This window comes from Microbacterium sp. GW823-FHT02G05, from assembly GCF_058797175.1.
In genome coordinates this window covers 437,777-462,461 of record NZ_JBXAJK010000001.1, presented here as the reverse complement: position 1 = coordinate 462,461, position 24,685 = coordinate 437,777, and the positions used below count along the sequence as shown (strand labels likewise).

Here is a 24,685-nt window from a genome sequence, read left to right as displayed (position 1 = left end):
GCCCCCTTTCTGTGGGCGCTCAGCCCTTCACGGCGCCAGCCGCAAGCCCCGAGCGCCAGTAGCGCTGCAGGGTGAAGAAGAGGATCACGAGCGGGATGACACCGAGCAGGGCGCCGAGCATGACCGCACCCTTGTCGGGCGCGAAGTAGCTCATCATGCCGTAGAGCCCGAGGGTGACGGGCTTGAGGTCCTGGCTCGAGATCATCATGAGAGGCAGCAGGAAGTTGTTCCAGGTGGCTACGAAGATGAAGAGGAAGATCGTGACCATCGCGGGCGTGAGCAGGCGCAGGACGATCGTGAAGAAGATCCGCGCCTCCCCGGCGCCGTCGATTCGTGCCGCCTCCAGCAGTTCCGTCGGAACCGATGACTGCGCGAACACCATGCCCAGGAAGACGCCGAACGGTGACACGGCAGAAGGGAGGATGATCGCCCACACGGTGTTCGTCAGACCGAGGCCGTGAAACTCGATGTAGAGCGGCACGGTCAACAGGGCCACCGGCATCAGCAGACCCGCCATGATGAGGCCGACCATGAGCTTCTTGCCCGGAAAGCGGAACTTCGCGATCGCATACCCGGCCATGACGGCGAAGAGCGTCCCGATCACGCCGGCGCTGATCGAGTAGAACAGCGAGTTGCCCACCCAACGCCAGAACAGCCCCTGCGTCCAGCTCATGAGGCTGTCGTAGTTCGTGTCGAGATTCCAGTTGGCGAACCAGAAGCCGAATGTCGAAGTGAGATCCGCGTTGTTCTTGGTCGAGGCGATGAGAAGCCAGAACACGGGAACGAGGAAGTACAGCGTCGCGACGATGAGAGCGATGATGCCGAAGACCTTGGCGGCGCCGCCGGGAGCGATCGACGGGGGCGGAGCATCCGGGTCGATGCGGCGCCGCGCACGACGGTTTTGTCTCGGATCCGCCGAGGTCGTGGTGATGAGAGCGGTGGTGGTCATGCGTCCCCCTTGCGGCGCTGCAGCAGCGCATAGACGATCGCCATCGCTCCGGCGATGAGCGCCATGAGCAGGGAGTAGGCGGATGCGGGGCCTGCGCCCGCCGGCGAGAGCTCGCCCATCATGGTGTTGTAGGTGAGCATCATGGGTGTGTAGTCCTTGCCCATCCACGAGTTCGACGCCTCCATGATCACGGGCTCATTGAAGAGCTGGATCGTGCCGATGATCGACAGCAGCACGGCCAGCAGTGCGGCCCCTCGCAGAAGGGGCACCTTGATGCGCGTGGCGATCTGGAATCCGGATGCCCCGTCGAGGCGTGCCGCCTCGTAGAGATCGCGCGGAATGGCCTGCAACGCCGACAGGAAGATCAGCATGTTGTAGCCCGTGTACGTCCAGGTGGTCATGTTCGCCATCGAGAACAGGATCGTGTTCGGCGCCATGAAGTCGGTGCCTTCGGGCAGATACGGCATGAACGGGGACACCTGCGGCGTGTACAGATATAGCCACATCATCGCGGCGATGATTCCGGGCACCGCGTAGGGGAGGAAGAACGACAGCCGGAACAGCGCGGGGCGGCGCACGATGTACGAGTCCAGCAGCAGCGCAAGCGCGAGTGCGAGCAGGATCATGGTCGGAATCTGCACGACCGCGTAGAGAACGACGCGCCCCATGCCCGCCCAGAAGGCGCTGTTCGAGGCGGCGAGCACGAAATTGTCGAGACCGACGAACACGTCGACCAGGCCGCCGCCGCCGTAGAGGCCCTCGCCGGAAGGCACCTGCCCGAAGAAGGCGGCCCGGACCGAGACGAGCACCGGAATCAGGAAGACCAGCGCGAAGAGTGCGGCGAACGGTGCCATGAAGAGCCAACCGGTCACGCCCTCACGCCGAACGCTGCGATGCCGACGCGGGGGTGGTGTGTGTGCGGTCATTGCGACCATGAGGTTCCTTTCCGGGTGAAGACATCGGCGGGGAGCACGAGTGCTCGTGCTCCCCGCCGAATGCTCATCTGATGATGCCGGTTCTGGACTACTTCGCGACGGGGAGGCCGAGGTCCGTCAGGGCCGCGACCGCGGTGCTCTGCGCGGTCGCGAAGATCTCGGCGACCTTCGCCGTGCCGGCTGCCGTCGCCGCTGCCGTCGCGTTCATTGTCGAGAGAGTGGAGAAGCCGGGTGCGTAGGGGAAGTCCGGGTTCAGGTTCCCGGTTGCGGTGGCGAGTTCGGCAAGGACGTCCTGCCCGCCGAACTGACGCAGCATCTTCTCGGGGGTCTTGGCGGATCCGTTCGCCGCGACGACGAGACCCTGCGTGGCGAGATCGTCGATCTGGGTGTTGAGCCAGTTGTTGAATTCCATCGCTTCCGCGGGGTGCTCGCAGCCCTTCATGACCGCGACGCCGGAGCCGCCGTCAGGACCGGTGATGGCGCCGGCCCCGAAGTCGGGCAGCTGCGCGACGCGCCACTGACCTTCCGCGGGCGTCCCGTCGAGCGGGTCGAGGAAGAACCCTGCTTCCCATGCGGCACCGATGTGGCCGATCAGGCTGCCGTTGCTGAGGGCTGCCGGGAAACCCTCGCCCCAGCGCTCGGTCGTGAGGGTCTGGTTGTTGTCGAGAAGGTTCTGCCAGAAGCCGGCAACGGCTTGCGAGCCCTTGCCCTCCGCGTTGACGACCCACTTGTCTCCCTCTGTTGAGAACCAGGTGTCTCCGGCCGCGGCCGACTGCCCGGACAGCCAGTTCACGACCTCGTCGGGCGTGAATGCGGTGAGGTACTTGCCGGATGCTGCGGCAGTGGCCGACGAGGCGGTGAGCTCTTCGATCGTCGTCGGGACCTCGAGGCCGAGAGCCGTGAATGCCGCTTCGTTGTAGTAGTAGACGAGGGGCCCGGTGTCCTGCGGGAGACCGACGGTTGCGTCTCCTACGCGCATCCCGGCGAATGCGCCGGCGGAGAAGTTGTCGGCGTACTTGTCGGCCTCGGTCGTGACGTCCTCGAGGAGACCCTTCACGAAGACCTGCGGCACCTCGGAGTATCCGAGCTGTGCGAGGCAGGGGCCGTTGCCTGCCTTGATGTCGGTCTCGAGCTTGACGATCATGTCGGCGGCCTTGCCGTCGAACTTCGTTGCCTTGACCTGGATGTTCGGGTTCTCGGCGTTCCAGCGTTCGACGATCTCGGCAACCGGGGTCATGCCCTCGCCGTCGGGCAGTCGGTGCGTGTACTCGATCGTGATCGGGCCGTCGGCTGCGCCGGCGTCGCCTTCGCCTGCGGTCGCGCAGGCGGCGAGTCCGAAAGCGGAGAAGGCACCCACCGCGACGATCGCGGTGGTGCGGGTGATTCGGGACGTGGATGCCATGGAGAGCTCCTCTTTGAGGTCATGTTCATACCCTGGTGCGGGTGTCCCGGTGCGTCTTCGCGAGGCGCGAACGCGTCCGGTGCTCACATTAAACATGAAAATGTTTGCGCTCACAACTGTGTAATTGGTCAGAAATATGCAGAATCGCGCACGGATGATGCGTAGCGCTGCCATAGGTGGGGGGCTGGTGCTCGGGGACAGGCGTGACGCCGGCTGAGAGCGCGCACGGCGTGAGTGAGACTGCGCGTGCTACCCTGGATCATCCCCTCTTCTACTGAAATGGGTCCCTCAACTTCGGCCCGCGACTGCGCTGATGCGTCGTGTGCGGCCTTTCATCCCTCGAGAATCGTGTCGCTTCGAGCGATCAGGTTCTCGGGATCACCGAAAGCTTTTGTTTGTCTTATGCAGTCGGCTGTGGTGCATGTGCACCCGGCCAAGAAGTCCGCTGGCGTGACGCGGACGTCGACGTCCGCGTCGCCACTCGCTCCGGCGAGTACGCCGGCTATGTCGCCGATGGTCTCGACGGCGTCGCCGCCTTTGGCGCGCGCGGCGAGAACCTCGGCATCCACCCCTCGATTCCCGCAGCAGAGGCCGCTGTGGAGGCGTCCGAGCCTCCCGCTCCCGCTGCTGCTCGCGTCCTCACGGACGCTCGTGCTGTCGCGCCCGCGCAGAACAGCACCCCTCATCGTGCCCGCCGGAGGTTCCGGCGTGGCGCACCTGGCTGCGCAAGCGGCCCGAACAACAGGAAGAAGAAACACATGGCTACCGGCACTGTGAAATGGTTCAACTCCGAAAAGGGCTTCGGCTTCATCGCTCCCGATGACGGCACCGACGACCTCTTCGCGCACTTCTCGGCGATCACCGGGTCGGGCTACAAGGAGCTTCGCGAGAACCAGAAGGTCGAGTTCGACGCCGAGCGTGGCCCGAAGGGCATGCAGGCTGCGAACATTCGCCCGCTGTAAAGCGCGCTGACGCACACAGAGCCGGTCGGATCCTCTCGAGGATCCGGCCGGTTTTCTTTTATGACGGGATATCGCACCGGATCGGGCCTCCGCGGTAGTGAGGCTCGCCTTACCTTTGCTAGGTTAGGCCAGGCTTACCGAAGCTCAGCATCCTCAGATGCCTCCTCCCACACCCGATTGAAGGAACCGCTGTGCGCACTTCCCGTCTCGTCGCCGCCGTCGCGACCGCCGCGCTCGCCGTCGGCATCGCCGGCTGCTCGACGCCCACCGCCGAAAGCGATGCCCCTGTCGTCGGCGCGAACCCGGCTTCCGCCGACGCATTCCCCGTCACGATCGAGCACGTCTACGGCGAGACCACGATCGCATCGAAGCCCGAGCGCATCGCGACCGTCGCCTGGTCGAACCACGAGGTGCCGCTGGCGCTCGGCGTGGTTCCGGTGGGCATGAGCAAGGCCGCCTGGGGCGACGACGACAACGACGGCGTTCTGCCGTGGGTCGAAGAGAAGCTCGAAGAGCTCGGCGCTGAGACCCCGGTGCTGTTCGATGAGACAGACGGCATCGACTTCGAGGCCGTGGCAGACACGGCGCCAGATGTGATCCTCGCGTCCTACTCCGGCCTCACGAAGGAGGAGTACGAGACGCTCTCGAAGATCGCCCCCGTCGTCGCGTACCCCGACATCGCGTGGGGCACGAGCGTGGAAGACATGATCACGCTCAACTCCACCGCCATCGGTCTCGCCGACGAAGGTGCGGCCCTCATCGATGAACTGCACGCCGAGACGGAGAAGGCGCTGACAGCGCACAGCGGGCTGGAGGGCAAGAAGCTGCTGTTCTCCTACCTCGACCCCTCTGACCTGAGCCAGGTCGGCTACTACACCGCGGCCGATACACGTCCGGGATTCCTGCACGGCATCGGCCTGCCGTTCCCGAAGGTCGTCGAGGACACCATCGGCAATCCCGAGTTCTACCTGATGGCGAGCGCAGAGCAGGCGCAGCTGTTCGACGATGTCGACGTCTTCGTGACGTACGGCGACGAATCCAGCGTGGCCGTACTCCAGGCCGACCCGCTTCTGTCGAAGATTCCCGCGATCGCCGCAGGGCGCATCGCGGTGCTCGGGGATGCCACGCCGCTGGCAGCATCCGCGAACCCCTCGCCGCTCTCGATCCCGTGGGGAATCGACGAGTACTTCGCCGTGCTCGAGGCGCCGCTGCTGAAGAAATGACCGCGATCATCGCCCCCGCCCCGGAGGTCGCGCGTGCGCGCACTCCGGTGGCGGGGCGTCTGACCGGACTGCTGGTCGTCGCCCTCGTCGTCATCGTCTTCTGTGGGCTCTCCCTCGCCTTCGGTTCGCGCGCAGTGACCTTCGATGACTTCGTCGCGGTCCTGGCCGGGCACAACGACACGGTGTCGCAGGCCGCCATCATCACCCGCCTTCCGCGCACCGTCCTCGCGCTGCTGGTCGGCGCGGCACTCGCCGTCGCGGGGGCGACTATGCAAGCGATCACGCGCAACCCCGTCGCGGATCCCGGCATCCTCGGTGTCACCAATGGCGCCGCCCTGTCTGTCGTCGTGGGGCTGGCCTTCTTCGGGGTCACAGCGCCGCTCGGGCAGATGGCCTTCGCTGTCGTCGGCGCCGCGCTCGCCGCCGTCTTCGTCTACACGGTCGGCTCGCTCGGACGTGGGGGTGCGACGCCGCTCAAGCTCGCGCTCGCGGGGGCCGCGACATCCGCAGCGTTCGCGTCGCTCGTGAGCGCCGTGATGCTGCCGCGTATCGACCTTCTGCAGTCCTTTCAGTCCTGGCAGGTCGGTGGAGTCGGCGGAGCAGACTGGTCACGCATCGCGCTGACGGCGCCGGCCCTCGCGCTCGGCGCGCTCATCTGCTTCGCGACCGCGCGCGGGATGAACTCCCTCGCGCTCGGCGACGACATGGCGGCCGGACTGGGCGAGAACGTCGCGCGCACCCGCATCATCGCCGCTGTCGGCGCAGTCATCCTCACCGGAGCAGCGACCGCCATCGCCGGTCCGATCGGATTCGTCGGGCTCGTGATCCCGCATGTGTGTCGGATGCTCGTGGGCACAGACCACCGCTGGTTGCTGCCCTTCTCAGCGCTTGCGGGCGCAGGGCTGCTCGTCGCGGCAGACATCATCGGGCGCGTGGCATCCCCGACAGCGCAGGAGATCCAGGTCGGCATCGTGACCGCGATCATCGGAGCGCCGTTCTTCATCTGGATTGTTCGTCGACAGAAGGTGCGCGAACTGTGACCACGACCCTGACCGCTCCGCCGCCGCCCGCGCCGCCGCGCCCGGACATCTCCGCGATCGCCGCCGGACGACGCGCGCGGCATCGACGCCATGCATCCGTCACCCTTGTGATCGCACTTGTCGTGCTCGCTCTCTTCGCAACAGCGCTCATGATCGGCAACACGTTCTACGGTCCGGTCGAGGTGCTGCGAGTGCTCTTCGGCGAGACGGTGCCTGGCGCATCCTTCACGGTCGGAGAGCTGCGGCTGCCACGTGCGGTGCTGGCCATTCTCGCCGGTGCCGCCTTCGGCATCGCAGGCGTCTCATTCCAAACCCTGCTGCGCAACCCGCTCGCTTCCCCCGACATCATCGGCATCACCCAGGGGGCGGGCGCTGCCGCAGTGCTCGGAATCGTCACGCTGTCGCTGAGCGGTCCCGCGGTCTCGCTGCTCGCGGTCGCCGGTGCGCTCCTGACTGCGGGAGCCATCTACCTGCTCTCCAACAAGGGCGGATTCGCGGGCACGCGTCTCATCCTCATCGGAATCGGCGTCGCCGCAATGCTGCAGAGCATCATCTCCTACGTGCTCTCGCGGGCCGCGCAGTGGGACATCCAGACAGCGATGCAGTGGCTCACCGGCAGCCTCAACAACGCCTCCTGGGATCGCGTCCTCCCGCTCGCGCTCGTGACCGCCGTCCTCCTTCCGCTGCTGCTGTCGCAGGGGAGGGCACTGGGCGTGATGCATCTCGGGGATGACTCCGCGGCGGGGTTGGGCGTGCGCGTCACTCGCACCCGGCTCGTGTTCATCCTCGGTGCTGTCACGCTGCTCGCGGTGGCGACGTCGGCCACAGGGCCCATCGCATTCGTCGCCTTCATGGCGGGTCCGATCGCCGCGCGACTGACCGGACCGGGGGCGAGTCCGCTCCTGCCGAGCGCCTTCGTGGGTGCCGTGCTCGTGCTCGCCGGAGACCTGCTCGGGCAGTTCGCATTCGGTGAGCGCTACCCCGTGGGCGTCATCACGGGCGTGCTGGGCGCTCCGTATCTGATCGCCCTTCTTATCCGCACCAACCGCTCAGGAGGATCCCTGTGACCGCCGCGCACACTCTCGCCGCCGAGGGGCTCACCCTCACATACGGCGACCGCACCGTCATCGATGCCCTCGACATCGAGATCGCGGCCGGCAAGATCACGACGATCGTCGGCGCGAACGGATGTGGCAAGTCCACACTGCTGCGCTCTCTGGCCCGGCTGATGTCCCCGAGCGCGGGGCAGGTCGTGCTCGACGGGCGCTCGATGCACTCGCTGCCCACGCGCGAGGTCGCCCGGGTTCTCGGTCTGCTGCCGCAGTCGCCCTCCGCGCCGGAGGGCATCGCCGTCGCGGATCTGGTTGGTCGCGGGAGGCACCCGCATCAGCGCGCTCTCGCCCGGTGGAGTCGTCACGACTACGAGGTCGTGGCGGATGCGCTCGCCGCGACGGGCACCACGGATCTCGCGGACCGCAGCGTCGACGAGTTGTCCGGTGGCCAGCGGCAGCGGGTGTGGATCGCCATGGCGCTTGCGCAGGAGACTGACATCCTGCTTCTGGACGAACCCACCACGTTCCTCGACGTCGCCCACCAGGTCGAAGTGCTCGATCTGCTCACCGACCTCAGCATCGCCCGCGGCACCACGATCGTCATGGTGCTGCACGACCTCAACCTCGCGGCCCGCTACGCCGACGAGCTCATCGCCATGAAGGACGGCCGCGTGCACGCCGTGGGCGCACCCCGCGACGTCGTCACCGCCGATCTCGTGAACGACGTGTTCGGTCTCGCAAACCAGATCACCATCGACCCCGTCTCGGGAACGCCGATGGTCACACCCATCGGGAGGCACCATGTCCGCTGACACCCAGACCCGCTCGCCGTACGTGCTGGCGCTCGCCGAGGTCCGTGCTGTCGAGAGAGTGTCGCCGAACTTCGTGCGCATTACGTTCGGCGGCCCCGAGCTCGCCGAGTTCGGAACCCCCGGCGACATGTTCGATGTGCGCATCAAGGTGATCTTCCCGCCCGCGTCGGGTGTGCTCCCGCCGTTGGATCGCGCCGCGGAGGACTGGTGGGGTGCCTTCCTCGCCGTCCCGGAGGAGGAGCGCGGATCCATGCGCACATACTCGGTCCGCGCGCTGCAGGTCGCCGATGGCGAGACCGAGGTCGTCGTCGACTTCGTGCTCCACCTGCAGCCGGGACTCACCGGCCCTGCCTCCAGCTGGGCGAGTGCTGCCTCTGTCGGAGATGAGCTTCTGATCGTCGGACCGCGTCGAGGGCGCGAGGATCGCAGCGGCATCGAGTACGCGCCGGGCGGCGCATCCACTGTCCTGCTCGCGGGAGACGAGACCGCAGCCCCCGCCATCGCTCGGATCCTCGAAGACGCACCGGCCGATCTGCGCGGTCAAGCCTTCATCGAAGTGCCGTCCGTCGACGACATCCTCTCCATCGCTGCGCCTACGGGCGTCGCGGTGACGTGGCTGCCGCGCGCGGACGGCGCTCTGCACGGGGCATCTCTCATTCCTGCCGTGCTCGACTCCCTGGGCGACAGCGAGGCCGCCGTCGAGGTGCGTGATCTCGACGGAGAGGATCTCGTGTGGGAGACCCCGATCTACTCGGGTCTCGGCGAGGAGATCTCGGTCGCGGATGCTGCCGCCGACCGCTACTTCTGGATCGCCGGCGAGAGCGGTGTCGTGACGACTCTGCGCCGGCACCTCGTGAAGGACCTCGGCATCGACCGCGGCCAGGTGGCCTTCATGGGCTACTGGCGCCGCGGCGTCGCGATGCGCGGCTGAACCGAGCCACCTCGGGCGTCAGTGCGCACAGCACGCGTCTGTGCATCGCTGAGGGTCTTGCTCTCCCGTGAGCGCCGCGACAGGGACTGCGCAGCACGCGTCACCCTTCCACGCTTCGACCCCCTCGCGGAGCGCGAAGGCCGCGATCACGAGCGCCGCAACCGCGTCGGCCCATGCCCAGCCGAGCAGGCTGTTCAGCAGCAGTCCGACCAGCAGCGCCGCCGAGAGGTAGGTGCAGATCAACGTCTGCTTCGAGTCGGCGATCGCGGATGCCGAGCCCAGTTCGCGGCCGGTGCGGCGCTCGAACCAGCTGAGGAACGGCATCACGATCAGGCTGAGTGCCGCGATCGCGATGCCGACCGGAGAGTGCTCAGGTTCGCGCACGCCCAGGAGAGAGAACACAGCGTCGACGCTGACGTACGCGGCGAGAGCGAAGAACGACACCGCGATGACCCGAAGCGCGACCTTTTCGCGCTTCTGGTGATCGGGCGAGGAGAACTGCCACGCGACGGCTGCGGCGGAGAGCACTTCGACGATGGAGTCGAGACCGAAGCCGATGAGGGCTGCGGAGGAGGCAATACCTCCCGCGACGAGGGCGAGCACGGCTTCTATGACGTTCCAGGTGATGGTGATCGCGACGACGATGCGGATGCGCCGCCGCAGCACGTCGCGACGTGTGGGCGTCAGCGTCGCGAGCGTCATCGCGCAGCTCCCGCTTCGCAGCATCCTGGGACGGCGCACGCAGGATTGACGCACGGTGCACTCTCATCGACCGCCAGCGTCACGTCCACGAGAGCGGTGAGGGCCGCAGTGAGGTGCGGGTCGGCGATCTCGTAGCGGGTCTGTCGACCTTCCGGCTCGGCGACGACGATGCCACAGTCGCGCAAACAGGACAGATGGTTGGAGACATTCGAGCGGGTCAGCTCGAGTGTGCGCGACAGGACGGCGGGATAGCTTGCGCCGTCCAGGAGCATCATCAAGATTCGGGAACGGGTCGGGTCTGCCATCGCCCGGCCGAGGCGATTCATGACGTCGAGGCGCGAGGCAATGGTCAGCATATGCTGACTATACAGCGATTGCTGACGCATCTGAATCCGGGTTCGCCGCAGATGTGCACCTGTGGATACATACCGCGACGCGTATACGGCGCGCCGTAGGCTGACAGCAGCGATCGGCACCCGCCCTTGGCTTCGTCCAGGCCTTTAGGTCTCCCGATCGAAACAGGTGTCGCAATGTCGACTTCTACTCTCGCTCCGAGCCTCGGAGCAGTTCGCCAGACGTATGCCGGAACTGCGGAGTTCCCGCCTATGGCGCGCGCATACAAAGACGTGTCCAATGTCGTTCGCGAACTGGGACTTCTTCGTCGCACGCCAGTCTTCTACAGTCTCGTCGCCACCGGGATCGCGTTGGGGTTCGCTGGTGTGATCACCGGGATGATCCTCCTCGGCGACAGCTGGCTCCAGCTGCTGATGGCCGCAGCTCTCGGGATCCTGTTCACCCAGGTCGCCTTTCTCGCACACGAGGCTGCCCACCGTCAGATTCTGTCGACGGGGCCGGCGAACTTCCGCCTCGCCCGCATTCTGGCCGCGGGTGTCGTGGGCATCAGCTACGCCTGGTGGGACTCGAAGCACACGCGCCACCACGGCAACCCGAACAAGGTGGGCAGCGACCCCGACATCGAGGTCGACACGATCTCCTTCCTGGATGAGGATGCGGCAAAGTCCCGCGGCATCATCCGGATGATCACCCGTCGACAGGGCTGGCTGTTCTTCCCGCTGCTCACGCTCGAAGGGGTCAACCTGCACTACCTCGGGCTCAAGCACCTGTTCTCGCGGAAGCCGATCAAGGGGCGCTGGACCGAACTCGCGTTGATCGCCGCGCGCTTCGCGGTCGTTCTCACTCCGATCTTCCTCCTCCTGCCGGTGGGCATGGCGTTCGCTTTCATCGGTGTGCAGCTCGCTGTCTTCGGCGTGTACATGGGAGCCTCGTTCGCTCCCAACCACAAGGGCATGCCGATCATCGCCCCTGATGCGCGCCTCGACTTCTTCAGCAAGCAGGTGCGCACCTCACGCAACGTGTCCGGCGGCTGGTGGGCCACCTGGTTCATGGGCGGCTTGAACTACCAGGTCGAGCACCACCTGTTCCCGAACATGTCGCGCTTCCACCTTTCGCGTGCGCGCAGGATCGTCAAGGACTACTGCGAGGCGAACAACGTCCCCTACACGGAGACCACGATCTTCCGCTCGTACGCGATCGTGATCGACTACCTCAACCGGGTCGGACTCGCGGCCGGGGCTGACCCCTTCGACTGCCCGGCCGCGCAGCAGCTGCGCCGCGCCTAGTCGCTCTGTCTCGGTCGCTTCGCTTCTGCGCTCAGCGACCGGGTACCCGGCCCCGTCAGGGCGTCACGCCGGGTGGTCCCAGAAACACGGCCCCGACCCTCGGGCTCTGCCGAGTCTTTGGGACCACTCGGCTAAAAGCGGCCACGCCTGCGGGCAGTCTGACGCTGTCGGCCCTACCGGGTGGGGTGCGTTGCACGCTGTGCGCCACAACGTGCAACGCGCTGTGCGCGCCCTCGCGGGTCAGAGAACGAGCCGATAGCCCATGCCCTGCTCGGTGAGCAGATGCACCGGCTCGGAGGGCACGGCCTCGAGCTTCTTACGCAGCTGCGACATGTACAGCCGCAGGTAGCCCGAGTCTGAGACCTGCTCGCTGCCCCAGATCTCCTTCAGCAGCTCCTGACGGGTCACGAGCGCGCCCGGGTGACGGCACAGATGCTCGAGCATCTGCCACTCGGTCGGTGTGAGGTGCACTCGGGCGCCGGTGCGGGTCACGGCGCGCGCAGCGAGATCGACGACGACGTCGCCGAAGGCGACGCTGGATTCGGATGCCTCGGGCACGATCCTGCGCGAGAGCGCCCGCAGCCGGGCGAGGAGTTCGTCGATCTGGAACGGTTTGGTGACGAAGTCATCCGCTCCCGCGTCGAGCGCCTGCACCTTGTCGGCGGAGCCTGTGCGGCCGGACACGACGATGATCGGCACGCTCGTCCAGCCGCGCAGCGCCTGGATGACGGCGATGCCGTCGAGCTTCGGCATCCCGAGGTCGAGCAGGATGAGGTCGGGATGCTTCTGCGCGGCCATCGTGATCGCGGCAGCGCCATCCGGGGCGGCGATGACCTCGTATCCGTGTGCGGCGAGGGTGATGCGCAGGGCGCGCACCATTTGCGGGTCGTCGTCGGCGATGAGGAGTCTCATACGTGCCTCTCATCAGCCGTGTTGTCGCCGGCATTCGCGGCGGTGGTGACCGGCAGGGCGATCACCATCGTGAGTCCGCCGCCGGGGGTGTCTTCGGGGGTCAGCGTGCCGCCCATACCCTCGGTGAATCCGCGCGAGAGAGCGAGCCCGAGCCCGAGGCCGGTGGAGTTGTCGGTGTCTCCGAGCCGCTGGAAGGGGTGGAAGATCGCATCCTGGCGGTCGACGGCCACCCCCGCACCCCGGTCGACGATGCGGATCTCGGCGCGCTCGCCGAGACGGCTGGTCGAGACGATCACGGGCACGTCGGCGGGAGCGTGCCGCACGGCGTTGGCGAGGACGTTCACGACGACTCGTCGCAGCAGCACGGGGTCAGCCTGCAGTGCCGGAAGCGCGGGATCGAGGGCGAGCTCGACATCCGAGGGGCCGAGCTCGAGTTCATCGAGGGCTGCGAGAACCACGTCATCCGCGTCCGTCGGGGTCAGAGAGACAGCGAGCACCCCGGCCTGCACCCGGCTCACATCGAGCAGGTCGGTGAGCAGCGCCGAGAGAGAGGCCAGGCTCTCATCGGCCGTGGCGAGAAGCTCGTCACGATCAGCGCTCGACAGAGTGCCTGCGGTGCGCAGACCGCCGATCGCGGCGACCGCCGAGGCGAGGGGCCGGCGCAGGTCGTGGCTGAGCGCCGAGAGCAGCGCGGTGCGCACCTGATCTGTTTCGGCCAGGGATTCGGCCTCGCGTGCGGCCGTGCGCAGATCGGTGTGCTCGATCGCCGCGGCGATCTGGGCGACGATCGTGTCGAGCAGCCGTCTCTCGGGGGCGTCCAGTTCGCTGCCGTGCAGTTCGAGCAGTGCAGCCGGTGCCGCATCCGGACCCACCGGAATCGTGACCGCCGGCCGCCCCTGCACCGGTTCGCCGTCGATCGCGATGACCTCGCCCGCGGGTGACAGCAGGCGAACGCCGGCGAGGCCGAACGCCTCGCGGGTGCGGGTGACGAGCGCGAGCAGCGCGTTGTCGCCGCGCAGCACGTTGCCCGCGACGGCGGCGAGAAGCTCTGCCTCGGCGGATGCTCGCTTCGCCGCCCGCGCGCGCCGCGCAGCCTGGTCGACGATCAGGCTCACCAGCACCGCGATGATGACATACAGCGACAGCGCGATCGCATGCAGCGGATGCGCGATCGTGACGGTGAACAAGGGAGCTACGAAGAGGAAGTCGAGAGTCAGCCCCGAGAGCACGGCGGCGAAGAGCGCCGGGCGGATGCCGCCGATCAGCGCGACCACGACGACGAGCAGCTGGTACGCGAGCACGTCGGAGGTGATCGATTCCGGAGAGCGCATCGAGTACAGCAGCCAGGACAACAGCGGGCCGCAGGTCAGGGCGACGACGAAACCGAGCACCTGCCGCCTCCAGCCGAGTGCGCCGCCGGTGATGCGCGGCAGCGCCCCGCGGCGCCCTGCCGCGGCATGCGTGACGATGTGCACGTCGATGTCGCCGGAGAGGCGGATGATCTCGGCGCCGATCCCTGGTCCGGTGAGCGCCGAGGCCAGGCGTCCGCGCCGGCTCACGCCGATCACCAGCTGCGTCGCGTCGACCGACTGGGCGAACTCGACGAGCGTCTGCGGGATCTCATCGCCGACGATCTGGTGGTAGCTACCGCCGAGGGATTCGACGAGCGCGCGCTGGGCGCTCAGTGCTCCGGGCGCGGCGGTGCGCAGGCCGTCCTGTGCGGTCACGTGCACCGCGAGCAGTTCGCCGCCCGCCGAGCGCGCGGCGATGCGCGCGCCGCGGCGGATCAGCGTCTCGCCCTCCGGGCCACCGGTGAGCGTCACGACAACGCGTTCGCGCGCCTGCCAGGTGCCTTCGATCCCCTGCTCGGCCCGGTAGCTGCGTAGGGCGCTGTCGACCTCGTCGGCCAGCCACAGCAAGGCGAGCTCCCGCAGCGCGGTGAGGTTGCCGAGACGGAAGTAGTTCGACAGCGCGGCGTCGATCCGCTCCGCCGGGTAGACGAGTCCCGCCGTGAGCCGGTCGCGCAGTGACTGCGGGGCGAGGTCGACGACTTCGATCTCGTCGGCGGCACGCACGACCGCATCCGGAACCGTCTCCTGCTGCTCGATGCCCGTGATCTTCTCGACCACGGCGTTGAGTGAGTCGATGTGCTGCACGTTGACGGTGGTGATCACGTCGATGCCGGCCGCGAGCAGCTCCTCGACGTCCTGCCAGCGTTTGGGGTTGCGTGAGCCTGGTGCGTTGGTGTGCGCGAGTTCGTCGACCAGGGCGATCTCGGGCGCGCGGGCGAGTACCGCGTCGAGGTCGAGCTCGGTCAGCTCGACATCTCGATGCCGGTCGCGCCGACGGGGAACCTGCTCGAGGCCGGCGGTCTGCGCGAGGGTCGCGGCGCGCTCATGCGTCTCCACGATCGCGATCACCACGTCGCGACCTTCCTCGCGCAGCCGGCGCCCCTCACCGAGCATCTCGAAGGTCTTGCCGACACCGGGAGCGGCGCCCAGCAGCACGCGCAGGCGGCCGCGTCGTGGCATCCGCTCCCCGGGCATCAGTCCTCCTGCTGGTCGAGTGCGAGGTTCAGCTCGAGCACGTTGATGCGCTCTTCGCCCAGGATCCCCAGGTCTCGCCCTTGAATCTTAGACTCCACGAAACCGCGCAGGTCCGCCGGATCGATGCCGCGTTCGGCGGCGACGCGGGGCACCTGCAGCAGCGCGTAGGCGACGCTGATGTGCGGGTCCAGGCCGGATGCGGATGCCGTCACCGCATCCGCCGGGATGGCGTCTTCGGAGACGCCATCCCGAGCGGAGATCGCGGCCTTGCGCTCGGTGATCGACGCAATGAGGTCGGCGTTCTCGGGCCCGTAGTTGCTGCCGCTCGACGCGCCGCCGTCGTACCCGTCGCCGGCGGCGGAGGGGCGCGGCTGGAAGTACTCGGGCATGGCGTCGCCATCGGCGTCTGTGAATGACTGGCCGATCAGCGCGCTGCCGACCGGTTCGCCCTGTGCGTCGGTGAGGGCCGAGCCGTTCGCCTGCGCAGGCATCACGACCTGTCCGATGCCGGTGATGACGAGCGTGTACGCGACGCCGCAGATGGCGGTGAAGACGAGGACCGCGCGCAGGGCGACCCCGGCGGTACGGGTGGAAGTGCGAAGCGTGGACATGAGGTGCCTTTCAGAAGCCCGGGATGAGGCTGACGACGAGGTCGATGAGCTTGATGCCTACGAACGGGGCGATGACGCCGCCCAGACCGTAGACGAGCAGGTTGCGCTGCAGGATCTGCGAGGCGCTCGCCGGACGGTACTTCACACCGCGCAGAGCGAGCGGGATGAGGAAGACGATCACGATCGCGTTGAAGATGATCGCGCTCGTCACCGCGGAGGCGGAGGAGTGCAGCTGCATGATGTTCAACGCCGCCAGCCCGGGGAAGACCCCCATGAACATCGCCGGGATGATCGCGAAGTACTTCGCGATGTCATTCGCGAGCGAGAACGTCGTGAGCGCGCCGCGGGTGATGAGCAGCTGTTTTCCAATGCGCACGATGTCGATGAGCTTGGTCGGGTCGGAGTCGAGGTCGACCATGTTGCCGGCCTCTTTCGCGGCAGACGTGCCCGTGTTCATCGCGACGCCCACGTCGGCCTGCGCAAGCGCGGGTGCGTCATTGGTGCCGTCACCGGTCATCGCGACGAGTCGACCGCCCTCCTGCTCGCGGCGGATCAGCGCGAGCTTGTCTTCCGGGGTGGCTTCGGCGAGGAAGTCGTCGACTCCCGCCTCCTTCGCGATCGCGGCGGCCGTCAGCGGGTTGTCGCCTGTGATCATGACGGTGCGGATGCCCATGCTGCGCAGCTCATCGAAGCGCTCGCGCAGGCCGTCCTTCACGATGTCCTTCAGGTGCACGACGCCGAGCACACGGCCGCCGTCCTCGGGGGTGCGCACAGCCACGACGAGCGGGGTTCCGCCACTCTCGGCGATGCGGTCGGTGAGAGCGGCGAGCTCGCCCTCAGCGGTCACTCCGAGCCATGCGGCGACGGCAGAACCGGCACCCTTTCGGATCTCCGTGCCGTCGATGAGGTCGAGACCGCTCATGCGAGTCTGTGCCGTGAACGGCACGACGACAGCGCGCTCGGGCTCGGTGACGAGGATGCCCCGGGTCGTCGCCAGCTCGACGATCGACGCGCCCTCGGGTGTGGGGTCGGCGAGTGAGGAGAGAGCGGCGATGCGCAGGAGTTCTCCGGCGCCGACGCCCGTGAGGGGGAGCACCTCGTGCGCACGCCGGTTTCCGTACGTGATCGTGCCGGTCTTGTCGAGCAGCAGGGTCGTCACGTCGCCGGCAGCCTCGACTGCGCGTCCCGACATCGCGAGCACGTTGCGCTGCACGAGACGGTCCATGCCGGCGATGCCGATCGCGGAGAGCAGGGCGCCGATCGTGGTCGGGATCAGGCAGACGAGAAGGGCGATCAGCACGGGGATGCTCACTGGCGAGGCGGCATACGAGGCGATCGGATTGAGGGCGAGCACGACGACCACGAAGATGATCGACAGGCTTGCGAGCAGGATGTTCAGCGCGATCTCGTTCGGCGTGCGCTGACGGCTCGCCCCCTCAACCAGGGCGATCATGCGATCGACGAAGGTCTCGCCGGGCTTCGACGTGATACGCACGACGATCCGGTCCGACAGCACGCGCGTGCCGCCGGTGACAGCGCTGCGGTCTCCGCCCGATTCGCGGATCACGGGGGCGCTCTCGCCCGTGATCGCCGACTCATCGACCGTCGCGATGCCGGCGACGATGTCGCCGTCGCCGGGGATCAGGTCTCCTGCGGTCACGACGACGACGTCACCGAGGCGCAGGTCGGCCGAGGAGACCTCTTCGATCTCGGTGCGTGTGGCGGCAGCATCCGCGGTGTCATAGCCGACCACGCGACGAGCCATCGTGCTCGTGCGGGTCTTGCGCAGGCTCGCGGCCTGCGCCTTTCCGCGGCCCTCTGCGACGGACTCGGCGAGGTTCGCAAAGAGCACGGTCAGCCACAGCCACGCGGCGATGCCCCATGTGAACGCGGCAGGAACCGGTGCCCCGCCTGACTCGGCGGGGCCGCCGAGGAACGGCTCGGCGATCGCGAGCACGGTCGTCAGGGCCGCTCCCGCCCACACCAGCAGCATGACGGGGTTGCGCACGAGTGCGGCCGGGTTGAGCTTGCGCAGCGCTCCGGGGAGCGCCGCCGCGAGCTGCGCGCCGCTGAACGAGCGCGGTGTCGATGCGGGGGGAGTGGATGCCGGGGCATCCGGAATGTTCTCAGTGAGCAGAGTCATGTCAGATGAGTCCTTCTGCGAGCGGGCCCAGAGCGAGCACCGGGAAGTAGGTGAGGGCGGTGACGATGACCGTCACCGCGGTGAGAAGGCCGACGAACTGCGGCCGGTGAGTGGGGAGGGTGCCTGTCGTCTCGGGCACGCGCTGCTGCGCGGCGAACGAACCAGCCAGAGCGAGGACGAGCACGATCGGCAGGAAGCGTCCGAGCAGCATCGCGACACCCAGTGCCGTGTTGAACCACGGGGTGTTAGCGGTGAGACCGGCGAACGCCGAGCCGTTGTTGTTCGCCGCGGACGTGAAGGCGTAGAGCACCTCGCTCATGCCGTGCACGCCCGGGTTCCAGATGCTCGTCGCCTCGACATCGGCACGGACGCCGGGAATCGCGAAGCTCAGCGCCGTGCCCGCCAGAATCAGCGTCGGAACGACCAGGATGTACAGGCTCGCGAGCTTGATCTCGCGCGGGCCGATCCGCTTGCCGAGGTACTCGGGGGTGCGGCCGACGAGCAGCCCGCCGACGAACACCGCGATGATCGCCAGCACCAGCATCCCGTACAGGCCCGAGCCGACACCGCCCGGTGCCACCTCGCCGAGCATCATGTTGAGCATCGGCATCATGCCGCCGAGCGCCGTGTAGGAGTCGTGCATCGAGTTCACCGCGCCCGTGGAGGTGAGGGTGGTCGCGGTGCCGAAGAGCGCGGAACCGAGAATGCCGAAGCGCTGCTCCTTGCCCTCCATGGCCGCTCCCGCTAGCTCAGGCGCCGTGCCACGACCTGCCAGCTCCAATGCCGAGAGCGCGAAGAGCGAGACGAGGAAGATCGTTCCCATCACGGCGACGATCGCGTAGCCCTGGCGGTTGTCGCCGACCATGCGGCCGAAGGCGCGGGGCAGCGAGAACGGGATCATCAGGATGAGCAGGATCTCGACCAGGTTGGTCCAGGCGCTCGGGTTCTCGAACGGGTGCGCGGAGTTCGCGTTGAAGAACCCTCCTCCGTTCGTGCCGAGCAGCTTGATCGCCTCCTGCGAGGCGACCGGGCCGCCGGGGATCGACTGCGTCGCCCCCGTAAGCGTCTGCACGTCGGTGAAGCCAGCGAAGTTCTGGACCACTCCGCCGGCGAGCAGGGTGAGGGCTCCGATCGCGGCGATCGGAAGCAGCAGACGGACGAGTCCACGGGTCAGGTCGACCCAGAAGTTGCCGATCGTCGCAGAGCCGCGACGGGCGAGACCGCGGATCAGCGTGATCGCGACGGCGATGCCGACCGCGGCCGACACGAAGTTCTGCACCGTGAGGCCCGCGAACTGCACGAGGTAGCCCATCGTGAGTTCCGGGGAGTACGACTGCCAGTTGGTGTTGGCGACGAAGGACGCTGCCGTGTTGAAGGCGAGCCCCTCCGGAACGGCCGGCAGTCCGAGCGACTGCGGCAGGAACGCCTGGAGCCGCTGCAGACCGTAGAGGACGAGCACGCTGACCAGCGAGAACGCGAGCACACCGCGGGCATACGCGCGCCAGGTCTGCTCGGTGCCGGCATCGACGCCGATCAGCCGGTAGATTCCTCGTTCGACCGCGAGGTCACGGCCCGAGGCGTAGACGCGCGCGATGTAGTCGCCGAGCGGGCGGTAGAGAAGGACGAGTGCCAGGACGAGCGTGGCCGCCTGCAGGATGCCGAACCAGACCGTGGCATCCATCAGAACTTCTCCGGGGCGACGAGGGCGACGACCAGATAGGCGACGGCGGCGAGTCCGAGTGCTACCGCGATGATCTCGAAGACGATCATGCGCGCTCCTCCCCGGTGGTCCGGTCGCGAGGGTCGACGCTGAGCGCGCGCGGGCGCATCTGCTCGACCCCCTTTGCGAGAAGGCCGGCGAGAGCGAAGAGCGCGAGGGTCAGCGCGATGTAGAGGAGATCGAACACGAGACTCGATACAACTCCTGCGCACCGGGCGCCGCGGCGATCCTTACGGAATCCCTACGGTCTCCGTCCTGAACCATGCGGGATGCTCACAGGCACGCCGTGGCGTCGGCCGTTGTGCAGCCTGAAGCGCGCATGCTTCGATGACGGCATGACCTTCTTTCCGCCTGACCCAGAGATGCCTGAACCCGAGGAGACCGAATCCTCACAGCCGAGGTGGTGGGAAGCTCCGGAGGACGAACTGCCTGCCCTGCTTCCCGTCGCAGAGCTTCTCGCGGCCACCGATCATGTTGCGATCGCGCTCCACGGGATCGCCGTTCATCGCGACGGCGTGCTGTTTCGAGTAGAGCGACGCCTGCGCCGCAGAGGTCTTCCCGCGGCGGAGTGGCAGGAGCTGTGCGAGGCGTTCATGGAGCACATGCGATACGGCGGACCGCTTGACCTCGCCGGTCGGCTGCGATTCGGGGTCGTGCTCGCCGACGGTGAGAAAGTGGTCGCGGATGAGAATCGGTTCTTCGGCGCTGATCCGATGGCCGAGCCCGAGGGGCACTCGCTCAGTCGCCGAGAGCGGGGAGGCGGAGGAGGTGGAAGCACCTATGCTTCTGCGGATCACCTGTGGCTGTGGCCGCTGCCACCGGCGGGGCCCCTCGAGTTGGTTCTGCAGTGGCCGGCGCTCGGAATCGACGAGACGCGCGTCGTCATCGACGGCAGCAGCATTCGAGAGTTCGCGGAAAACGCCCGACCCTACTGGTCACACTGACGCGCGCGCCCGGGCAGGAGTGTTCTGTGGTCTGCTGCGGGTGGACGCCTCAGGCGTCGGGCGGGCCTGCGGGCCGCTGGGCACGGCGGCCCTGCGCCGTCACGACCGGTCGTCCGGCGCGCTCCTGGCCAGGGATCGGGCGCGATCGGCGTCCGTAGATGAGCTCCGACGAGTCGAGCAGCCACGGCACCAGCGTGATCGTCACCCCGTGGATGAGCATCAGCTGGTTCGCGATGCGTCGCGCCCGACGGTTGTGCAGCAGCGACTCCCACCAGTGACCGACGATGTACTGCGGTAAGTAGACGGTCACGACCGAGGAGCCGTGCTGCTCGCGGTACTGCCGGATGAAGTGCTCCACGGGCTGCGCGTAGGTCCGGTACGGCGAATCGACGATGACGAGCGGCACGGGAATCCTGTGCGCCGCCCACTCCTTGCGCAGTTCCTCGCCGTCCTCCGCGGTGAGCGCGATGTGGAGGGCGATCGTCTTCTCGTGGCGGGCAGCCAGGGCGTAGTCGATCGCCTTGATCACCGGCTTCTGCAGGCGGCCGACGAGGATGATCGCGACATCGCCCGCCGAGCCGAAATGTGTCGTGTCGTCGATCGTGATCTCGTGTTCGACATCGCGGTAGTAGCGCTTCACGCCGACCATGAGGAGCGCCAGAACGGGGATCGCGAGAAACACGAGATACGCACCGTGGGTGAATTTGGTGATCGTCACGATGATGAGCACCAGCACGGTGAGCGTCGCACCGACGCTGTTGATCGCGAGTCCGTTGTAGATCGCGCGCAGGTCCTTCGCAGGTGGGTGCGCGTCCGAAGAGCGGATGCTGCGGAGCATCCGCCTCCAATGCCGGACCATCCCGATCTGGCCGAGCGAGAACGATACGAAGACGCCGATGATGTACAGCTGGATCAGGGTCGTGAGTCGCGCCTGGAAGACGACGAGCACGACGATCGCGCCGATGCCCAGCAGGATCATGCCGTTGGAGAACACGAGGCGGTCACCGCGGGTGTTCAGTGCCTTGGGTGCGTAGCCGTCGCGCGCGAGCACGGACCCGAGAAGCGGGAAGCCGTTGAAGGCGGTGTTGGCGGCGAGCAGCAGCACGCAGGCCGTCGCGGCCTGAATCACATAGAACGGGATGCTGCCCAGGCCGAACGTCGCACCCGCGACCTGCGCCATGAGGCTCGGCTGTGGATTCGCGCAGTCGAAGCCGACCAGATCGCAGGGGTTCTCCGCATAGTGAACGCCGGCGATGAGCGCGACCGCGGTGAGCCCCGCGAAGAGGCAGATCGCGATGAGGCCCATGAGTGTGAGGGTCGCCTGCGCGTTGCGGATCTTCGGCGCACGGAACGCCGGAACGCCGTTCGACACGGCCTCGACGCCGGTCAGAGCGGAGCATCCGCTGGAGAACGCCCGCAGCACCAGCAGGATCACCGCCGCCTGGCTCAGATCCTCCGCCTGCACCGTGAAATCGGCGCTCGAGGCGACCGGGGCATCGCCGAGCAGCGTGCGCACGATGCCTGTCACGATCATGAACGCGACCGAGCCGATGAACAGGTACGTGGGGATCGCGAAGACGAGGGATGCTTCGCGCACGCCCCGCAGGTTCACGATGACGATCAGGACGACGAAGCCGACCGCGAGCTCGACGCGCCATGGGTCGAGCTCGGGGACCGCCGAGATGATGTTGTCCACGCCCGAGGCGATCGAGACGGCGACCGTGAGCACATAGTCGACGAGAAGGGCGGAGGCGACGATCACGCCGGGAATCTCGCCGAGGTTCTTCGACGCGACCTCGTAGTCTCCTCCGCCGGAGGGATACGCCTTGATGAGCTGCCGGTAGCTGAGCACGACGACGATCAGCAGCACGACGACGGCTGCCGCGACCATCGGGCTGAAGGCCAGGAACGTGAGCCCGCCGATCATCAGGATCATCAGCAGCTCCTGCGGCGCGTAGGCCACAGAGGACAGCGCGTCGGAGGCGAAGATCGGCAGGGCCATGCGCTTGGGCAGGAGCTGTTCGTCGGCCTGGTGCGACGTCAGCGGATCGCCCAGCAGGATGCGTTTCGCGAGCGGAGGGGCGTCTGCGTTCTCGCGACTGTCGTGTGCCACGACCGGTGACACTACGCCTGGTGCGGCCACCGCGCAATGGGCGCGAGAGGACAGTTCTGGCGGCTCTTCCGGCGGCAACCGCATCATCGCTGCAGCGCGTGCCAGAGGGTCGTCCATTGCGGGGCATCGAGGTCGCGGGGGAGAGCGGATGCGGGCACGGAAGCCCGCGCCAGCGCGGTGCGGGCGGTGGCGAGGCTGACGCGCGTCGCTCCCTGGATGATGCGGTCCAGTCGGCCTCCTCGCCCGGAGAAGACCGCGCGCACGAAGGTCTCGTATGCGCGGCGCTCGGCGCGAGGAATGAGTGGCGCGTCGCGGCGTGAGATCGCGAGGATGCCGCCGTCGACGCTGGGCTGAGGACGAAAGCTCGTGCGCGATACCCTCCCGTGCAGTTCGAACGTGAACCAGGGCGCGCTCTGCGCCGTCATCATCGTGTGCCCGCCGACGCCCGCTCGTTTCCTTGCGACTTCCCACTGCGTGACGAGCACCGCACGCGTCCAGTGCGGATCGCTGAGCAGGCGACGGAGGATCGGGGTCGTCAGGTGAAACGGGATGTTGCCCACGACAGTGGGTGTGCTGAGCGGATGCTGCAGCGCATCCGCTTGCAGCACACTGACGTGCGGCAGGGCGCGCGCGAGTCGGCGCACGCGGTGCTCGTCGATATCGATCGCGGTCATGGGTCGCCCGAGTGCGGCCAGCGGCCGTGTGAGTGCGCCGTCGCCGGCACCGAGCTCGAGGATGGGCCCGTTGGTTGCGGCGATGAGCGCGGTGATGGTCTGGATGGATGGGGAGTGAGTGAGGAAGTTCTGGCCGAGTTCGTGTCGGCCACCGTGCAGAGAACGAGGCATGAGTGCGCTCCAAGAATGATGTGGAGCACCTCGAGAGGCGGCGTGGGTACGCGAAAGCGCCCGTCCGAGGTGCGAGTGACGTCTCGGAAGGACGGCGCGCTTATGCGAGCGAGTGCGAGCGCGCCGTCAGGCGCGGCGGTCGCGGAAGGTGAAGAAGCGCCCCGTCACGGGCGCGTTGCAAAGTGTTCCCACGCGTCAAAGGTAGCAGTGGTCCGCCAGGGCGACTTTCATAGCATTCGCATGTGCTCCGCAATGGAAAAGCGCAGGATCGCGTGGTCGACTGACGCCCTACCGAGGAGGACACGATGAACGCACCCACCGACTCGCGCTGGCTGAACGATCAGGGCGAGGAGATCGACGAAGACCACCGCGGACTCGTCTACGACGTGCGCACGCTGATCGACCGTCGCCGCGTGCTCGGCATCTTCGGTGGGCTGACGGCGACGGCGCTGCTCGCCGCCTGCGCACCGACGGTATCGGACGCGCAGGCCACCGCCACGACCGCAACGCCCCGCGCCGGAGCGACGCCGACCGCCACTCCCGACGCGGCCGCGACATCCACGGCCGAGGTTCCCGACGAGACGGGAGGCCCGTACCCCGCGGACGGCTCGAACGGCGTGAACGTCTTGGACGACTCAGGCATCGTCCGTCGAGACATTCGCTCCAGCTTCGGCGCATCGACGACTGTCGCGCCGGGTGTTCCGCTGGAGATCGCGTTGACGGTGCGCGATGCGGCGACGGGCAGTGCCGTCGTCGGTGCGGGCGTCTACCTGTGGCACTGCGACCGCGACGGCAACTACTCGCTGTACTCGCGCGGGGTCGAGAACGAGAACTATCTGCGTGGGGTGCAGGAGACGGACGCCACGGGCACAGTGCGTTTCACGTCGATCTATCCCGCCTGCTACATGGGGCGCTGGCCGCACATCCATTTCGAGGTGTACTCCGACGTCGCGACCGCGGTGGCGACGGGTCCGATCGTGAAGACGTCGCAGATCGCGCTCCCGGAAGAGGCGAACGCCGCCGTCTACGCCACGAGCGGCTATGAGAGCAGCGTGCGAAACGTGGCGCAGGTCAGTCTCTCCAGCGACAACGTGTTCGGGGACGACGGCGGCATCCATCAGATCGCCTCGATGTCGGGGGATGCTGCGAGCGGATACACCGCAGCACTCACGATCGGCGTCTGAGGGTCCCGCGAAAGTCACA

At 67.5% G+C, this 24,685-nt stretch carries 24 protein-coding genes; 9 read left to right on the top strand and 15 right to left on the bottom strand.

What is annotated here, in order from left to right:
* Nucleotides 1–19: 19 nt before the first annotated feature.
* The 4 genes from AC1REM_RS02160 to AC1REM_RS02145 form a co-directional block, all read right to left on the bottom strand.
* A complete protein-coding gene (locus tag AC1REM_RS02160) occupies nucleotides 20–949 on the bottom strand; it encodes a carbohydrate ABC transporter permease (RefSeq protein WP_492513106.1) in 930 nt (309 codons plus the stop codon).
* Nucleotides 946–1,821 (bottom strand): carbohydrate ABC transporter permease, encoded by an 876-nt coding sequence (locus AC1REM_RS02155; protein WP_492513105.1) that lies wholly within the window; start codon nucleotides 1,819–1,821, stop codon nucleotides 946–948. Before AC1REM_RS02155 ends, AC1REM_RS02160 begins: the two co-directional genes overlap by 4 nt.
* A 151-nt stretch (nucleotides 1,822–1,972) precedes the next feature.
* On the bottom strand, nucleotides 1,973–3,286 hold the full coding sequence (locus tag AC1REM_RS02150; RefSeq protein WP_492513104.1) for an ABC transporter substrate-binding protein: 1,314 nt from the start codon (nucleotides 3,284–3,286) through the stop codon (nucleotides 1,973–1,975).
* Between the two features lie 332 nt (nucleotides 3,287–3,618).
* A complete protein-coding gene (locus AC1REM_RS02145) occupies nucleotides 3,619–3,855 on the bottom strand; it encodes a hypothetical protein (RefSeq protein WP_492513103.1) in 237 nt (78 codons plus the stop codon).
* A 189-nt stretch (nucleotides 3,856–4,044) separates the two neighbouring features.
* Here AC1REM_RS02145 and AC1REM_RS02140 point away from each other — a divergent pair, with 189 nt between their 5' ends.
* From AC1REM_RS02140 to AC1REM_RS02115, 6 genes are all read left to right on the top strand, one after another.
* A complete protein-coding gene (locus tag AC1REM_RS02140) occupies nucleotides 4,045–4,248 on the top strand; it encodes a cold-shock protein (RefSeq protein WP_204938382.1) in 204 nt (67 codons plus the stop codon).
* A 191-nt stretch (nucleotides 4,249–4,439) separates the two neighbouring features.
* Nucleotides 4,440–5,471, top strand: coding sequence for an iron-siderophore ABC transporter substrate-binding protein (locus AC1REM_RS02135; RefSeq protein ID WP_492513102.1), 1,032 nt, complete (start codon nucleotides 4,440–4,442; stop codon nucleotides 5,469–5,471).
* On the top strand, nucleotides 5,468–6,511 hold the full coding sequence (locus tag AC1REM_RS02130) for a FecCD family ABC transporter permease (protein WP_492513101.1): 1,044 nt from the start codon (nucleotides 5,468–5,470) through the stop codon (nucleotides 6,509–6,511). Before AC1REM_RS02135 ends, AC1REM_RS02130 begins: the two co-directional genes overlap by 4 nt.
* On the top strand, nucleotides 6,508–7,578 hold the full coding sequence (locus tag AC1REM_RS02125) for a FecCD family ABC transporter permease (RefSeq protein WP_492513100.1): 1,071 nt from the start codon (nucleotides 6,508–6,510) through the stop codon (nucleotides 7,576–7,578). The genes AC1REM_RS02130 and AC1REM_RS02125 overlap by 4 nt, the downstream gene beginning before the upstream one ends.
* Entirely contained in the window at nucleotides 7,575–8,375 is an 801-nt protein-coding gene (locus tag AC1REM_RS02120; RefSeq protein ID WP_492513099.1) for an ABC transporter ATP-binding protein, read from the top strand. The genes AC1REM_RS02125 and AC1REM_RS02120 overlap by 4 nt, the downstream gene beginning before the upstream one ends.
* Nucleotides 8,365–9,306 (top strand): siderophore-interacting protein, encoded by a 942-nt coding sequence (locus AC1REM_RS02115; RefSeq protein ID WP_492513098.1) that lies wholly within the window; start codon nucleotides 8,365–8,367, stop codon nucleotides 9,304–9,306. Before AC1REM_RS02120 ends, AC1REM_RS02115 begins: the two co-directional genes overlap by 11 nt.
* Nucleotides 9,307–9,324: 18 nt before the next feature.
* On the opposite strand, the gene AC1REM_RS02110 is transcribed toward AC1REM_RS02115, so the two are convergent.
* Both AC1REM_RS02110 and cmtR read right to left on the bottom strand, forming a co-directional pair.
* A complete protein-coding gene (locus AC1REM_RS02110) occupies nucleotides 9,325–10,008 on the bottom strand; it encodes a cation diffusion facilitator family transporter (RefSeq protein ID WP_492513097.1) in 684 nt (227 codons plus the stop codon).
* Nucleotides 10,005–10,364: a Cd(II)/Pb(II)-sensing metalloregulatory transcriptional regulator CmtR gene (cmtR, locus tag AC1REM_RS02105; protein WP_492513096.1), complete on the bottom strand. Its 360-nt coding sequence runs from the start codon at nucleotides 10,362–10,364 to the stop codon at nucleotides 10,005–10,007. The genes AC1REM_RS02110 and cmtR overlap by 4 nt, the downstream gene beginning before the upstream one ends.
* Before the next feature lie 174 nt (nucleotides 10,365–10,538).
* On the opposite strand from cmtR, the gene AC1REM_RS02100 reads away from it, so the two are divergent.
* Nucleotides 10,539–11,648: a fatty acid desaturase family protein gene (locus tag AC1REM_RS02100; RefSeq protein ID WP_492513095.1), complete on the top strand. Its 1,110-nt coding sequence runs from the start codon at nucleotides 10,539–10,541 to the stop codon at nucleotides 11,646–11,648.
* A 240-nt stretch (nucleotides 11,649–11,888) separates the two neighbouring features.
* Here the strand turns inward: AC1REM_RS02100 and AC1REM_RS02095 are convergent, their stop codons facing one another.
* From AC1REM_RS02095 to AC1REM_RS02065, 7 genes are read right to left on the bottom strand one after another with little or no spacing between them, the layout of a single operon-like run.
* Nucleotides 11,889–12,560, bottom strand: a complete 672-nt coding sequence (locus AC1REM_RS02095; RefSeq protein ID WP_492513094.1) for a response regulator — start codon at nucleotides 12,558–12,560, stop codon at nucleotides 11,889–11,891.
* The gene (locus AC1REM_RS02090; protein WP_492514465.1) at nucleotides 12,557–15,091 is read right to left on the bottom strand and encodes a DUF4118 domain-containing protein; all 2,535 of its coding nucleotides are present in this window, start codon (nucleotides 15,089–15,091) and stop codon (nucleotides 12,557–12,559) included. The genes AC1REM_RS02095 and AC1REM_RS02090 overlap by 4 nt, the downstream gene beginning before the upstream one ends.
* A 14-nt stretch (nucleotides 15,092–15,105) precedes the next feature.
* Nucleotides 15,106–15,717: a potassium-transporting ATPase subunit KdpC gene (kdpC, locus tag AC1REM_RS02085; RefSeq protein ID WP_492513093.1), complete on the bottom strand. Its 612-nt coding sequence runs from the start codon at nucleotides 15,715–15,717 to the stop codon at nucleotides 15,106–15,108.
* A gap of 10 nt (nucleotides 15,718–15,727) precedes the next feature.
* Nucleotides 15,728–17,860 carry a potassium-transporting ATPase subunit KdpB gene (kdpB, locus tag AC1REM_RS02080; protein ID WP_492513092.1) on the bottom strand — a complete coding sequence of 711 codons (2,133 nt, stop codon included), beginning with the start codon at nucleotides 17,858–17,860 and terminating at the stop codon, nucleotides 15,728–15,730.
* A 1-nt stretch (nucleotide 17,861) separates the two neighbouring features.
* Nucleotides 17,862–19,541: a potassium-transporting ATPase subunit KdpA gene (kdpA, locus tag AC1REM_RS02075; protein ID WP_492513091.1), complete on the bottom strand. Its 1,680-nt coding sequence runs from the start codon at nucleotides 19,539–19,541 to the stop codon at nucleotides 17,862–17,864.
* On the bottom strand, nucleotides 19,541–19,630 hold the full coding sequence (locus AC1REM_RS02070; RefSeq protein ID WP_492513090.1) for a potassium-transporting ATPase subunit F: 90 nt from the start codon (nucleotides 19,628–19,630) through the stop codon (nucleotides 19,541–19,543). The genes kdpA and AC1REM_RS02070 overlap by 1 nt, the downstream gene beginning before the upstream one ends.
* Nucleotides 19,627–19,767, bottom strand: coding sequence for a hypothetical protein (locus AC1REM_RS02065; protein WP_492513089.1), 141 nt, complete (start codon nucleotides 19,765–19,767; stop codon nucleotides 19,627–19,629). The genes AC1REM_RS02070 and AC1REM_RS02065 overlap by 4 nt, the downstream gene beginning before the upstream one ends.
* A gap of 148 nt (nucleotides 19,768–19,915) precedes the next feature.
* On the opposite strand from AC1REM_RS02065, the gene AC1REM_RS02060 reads away from it, so the two are divergent.
* The gene (locus tag AC1REM_RS02060) at nucleotides 19,916–20,524 is read left to right on the top strand and encodes a hypothetical protein (RefSeq protein WP_492513088.1); all 609 of its coding nucleotides are present in this window, start codon (nucleotides 19,916–19,918) and stop codon (nucleotides 20,522–20,524) included.
* 49 nt (nucleotides 20,525–20,573) lie between these two features.
* Here AC1REM_RS02060 and AC1REM_RS02055 read toward each other — a convergent pair whose 3' ends face one another.
* The gene (locus tag AC1REM_RS02055; protein ID WP_492513087.1) at nucleotides 20,574–22,649 is read right to left on the bottom strand and encodes an APC family permease; all 2,076 of its coding nucleotides are present in this window, start codon (nucleotides 22,647–22,649) and stop codon (nucleotides 20,574–20,576) included.
* A 71-nt stretch (nucleotides 22,650–22,720) separates the two neighbouring features.
* Nucleotides 22,721–23,482, bottom strand: coding sequence for a 23S ribosomal RNA methyltransferase Erm (gene erm, locus AC1REM_RS02050; protein WP_492513086.1), 762 nt, complete (start codon nucleotides 23,480–23,482; stop codon nucleotides 22,721–22,723).
* A gap of 305 nt (nucleotides 23,483–23,787) precedes the next feature.
* Between erm and AC1REM_RS02045 the strand changes: the two genes are divergently transcribed.
* Complete coding sequence (locus tag AC1REM_RS02045; RefSeq protein ID WP_492513085.1) at nucleotides 23,788–24,666, top strand: intradiol ring-cleavage dioxygenase; 879 nt, start codon at nucleotides 23,788–23,790, stop codon at nucleotides 24,664–24,666.
* Nucleotides 24,667–24,685 lie beyond the last annotated feature (19 nt).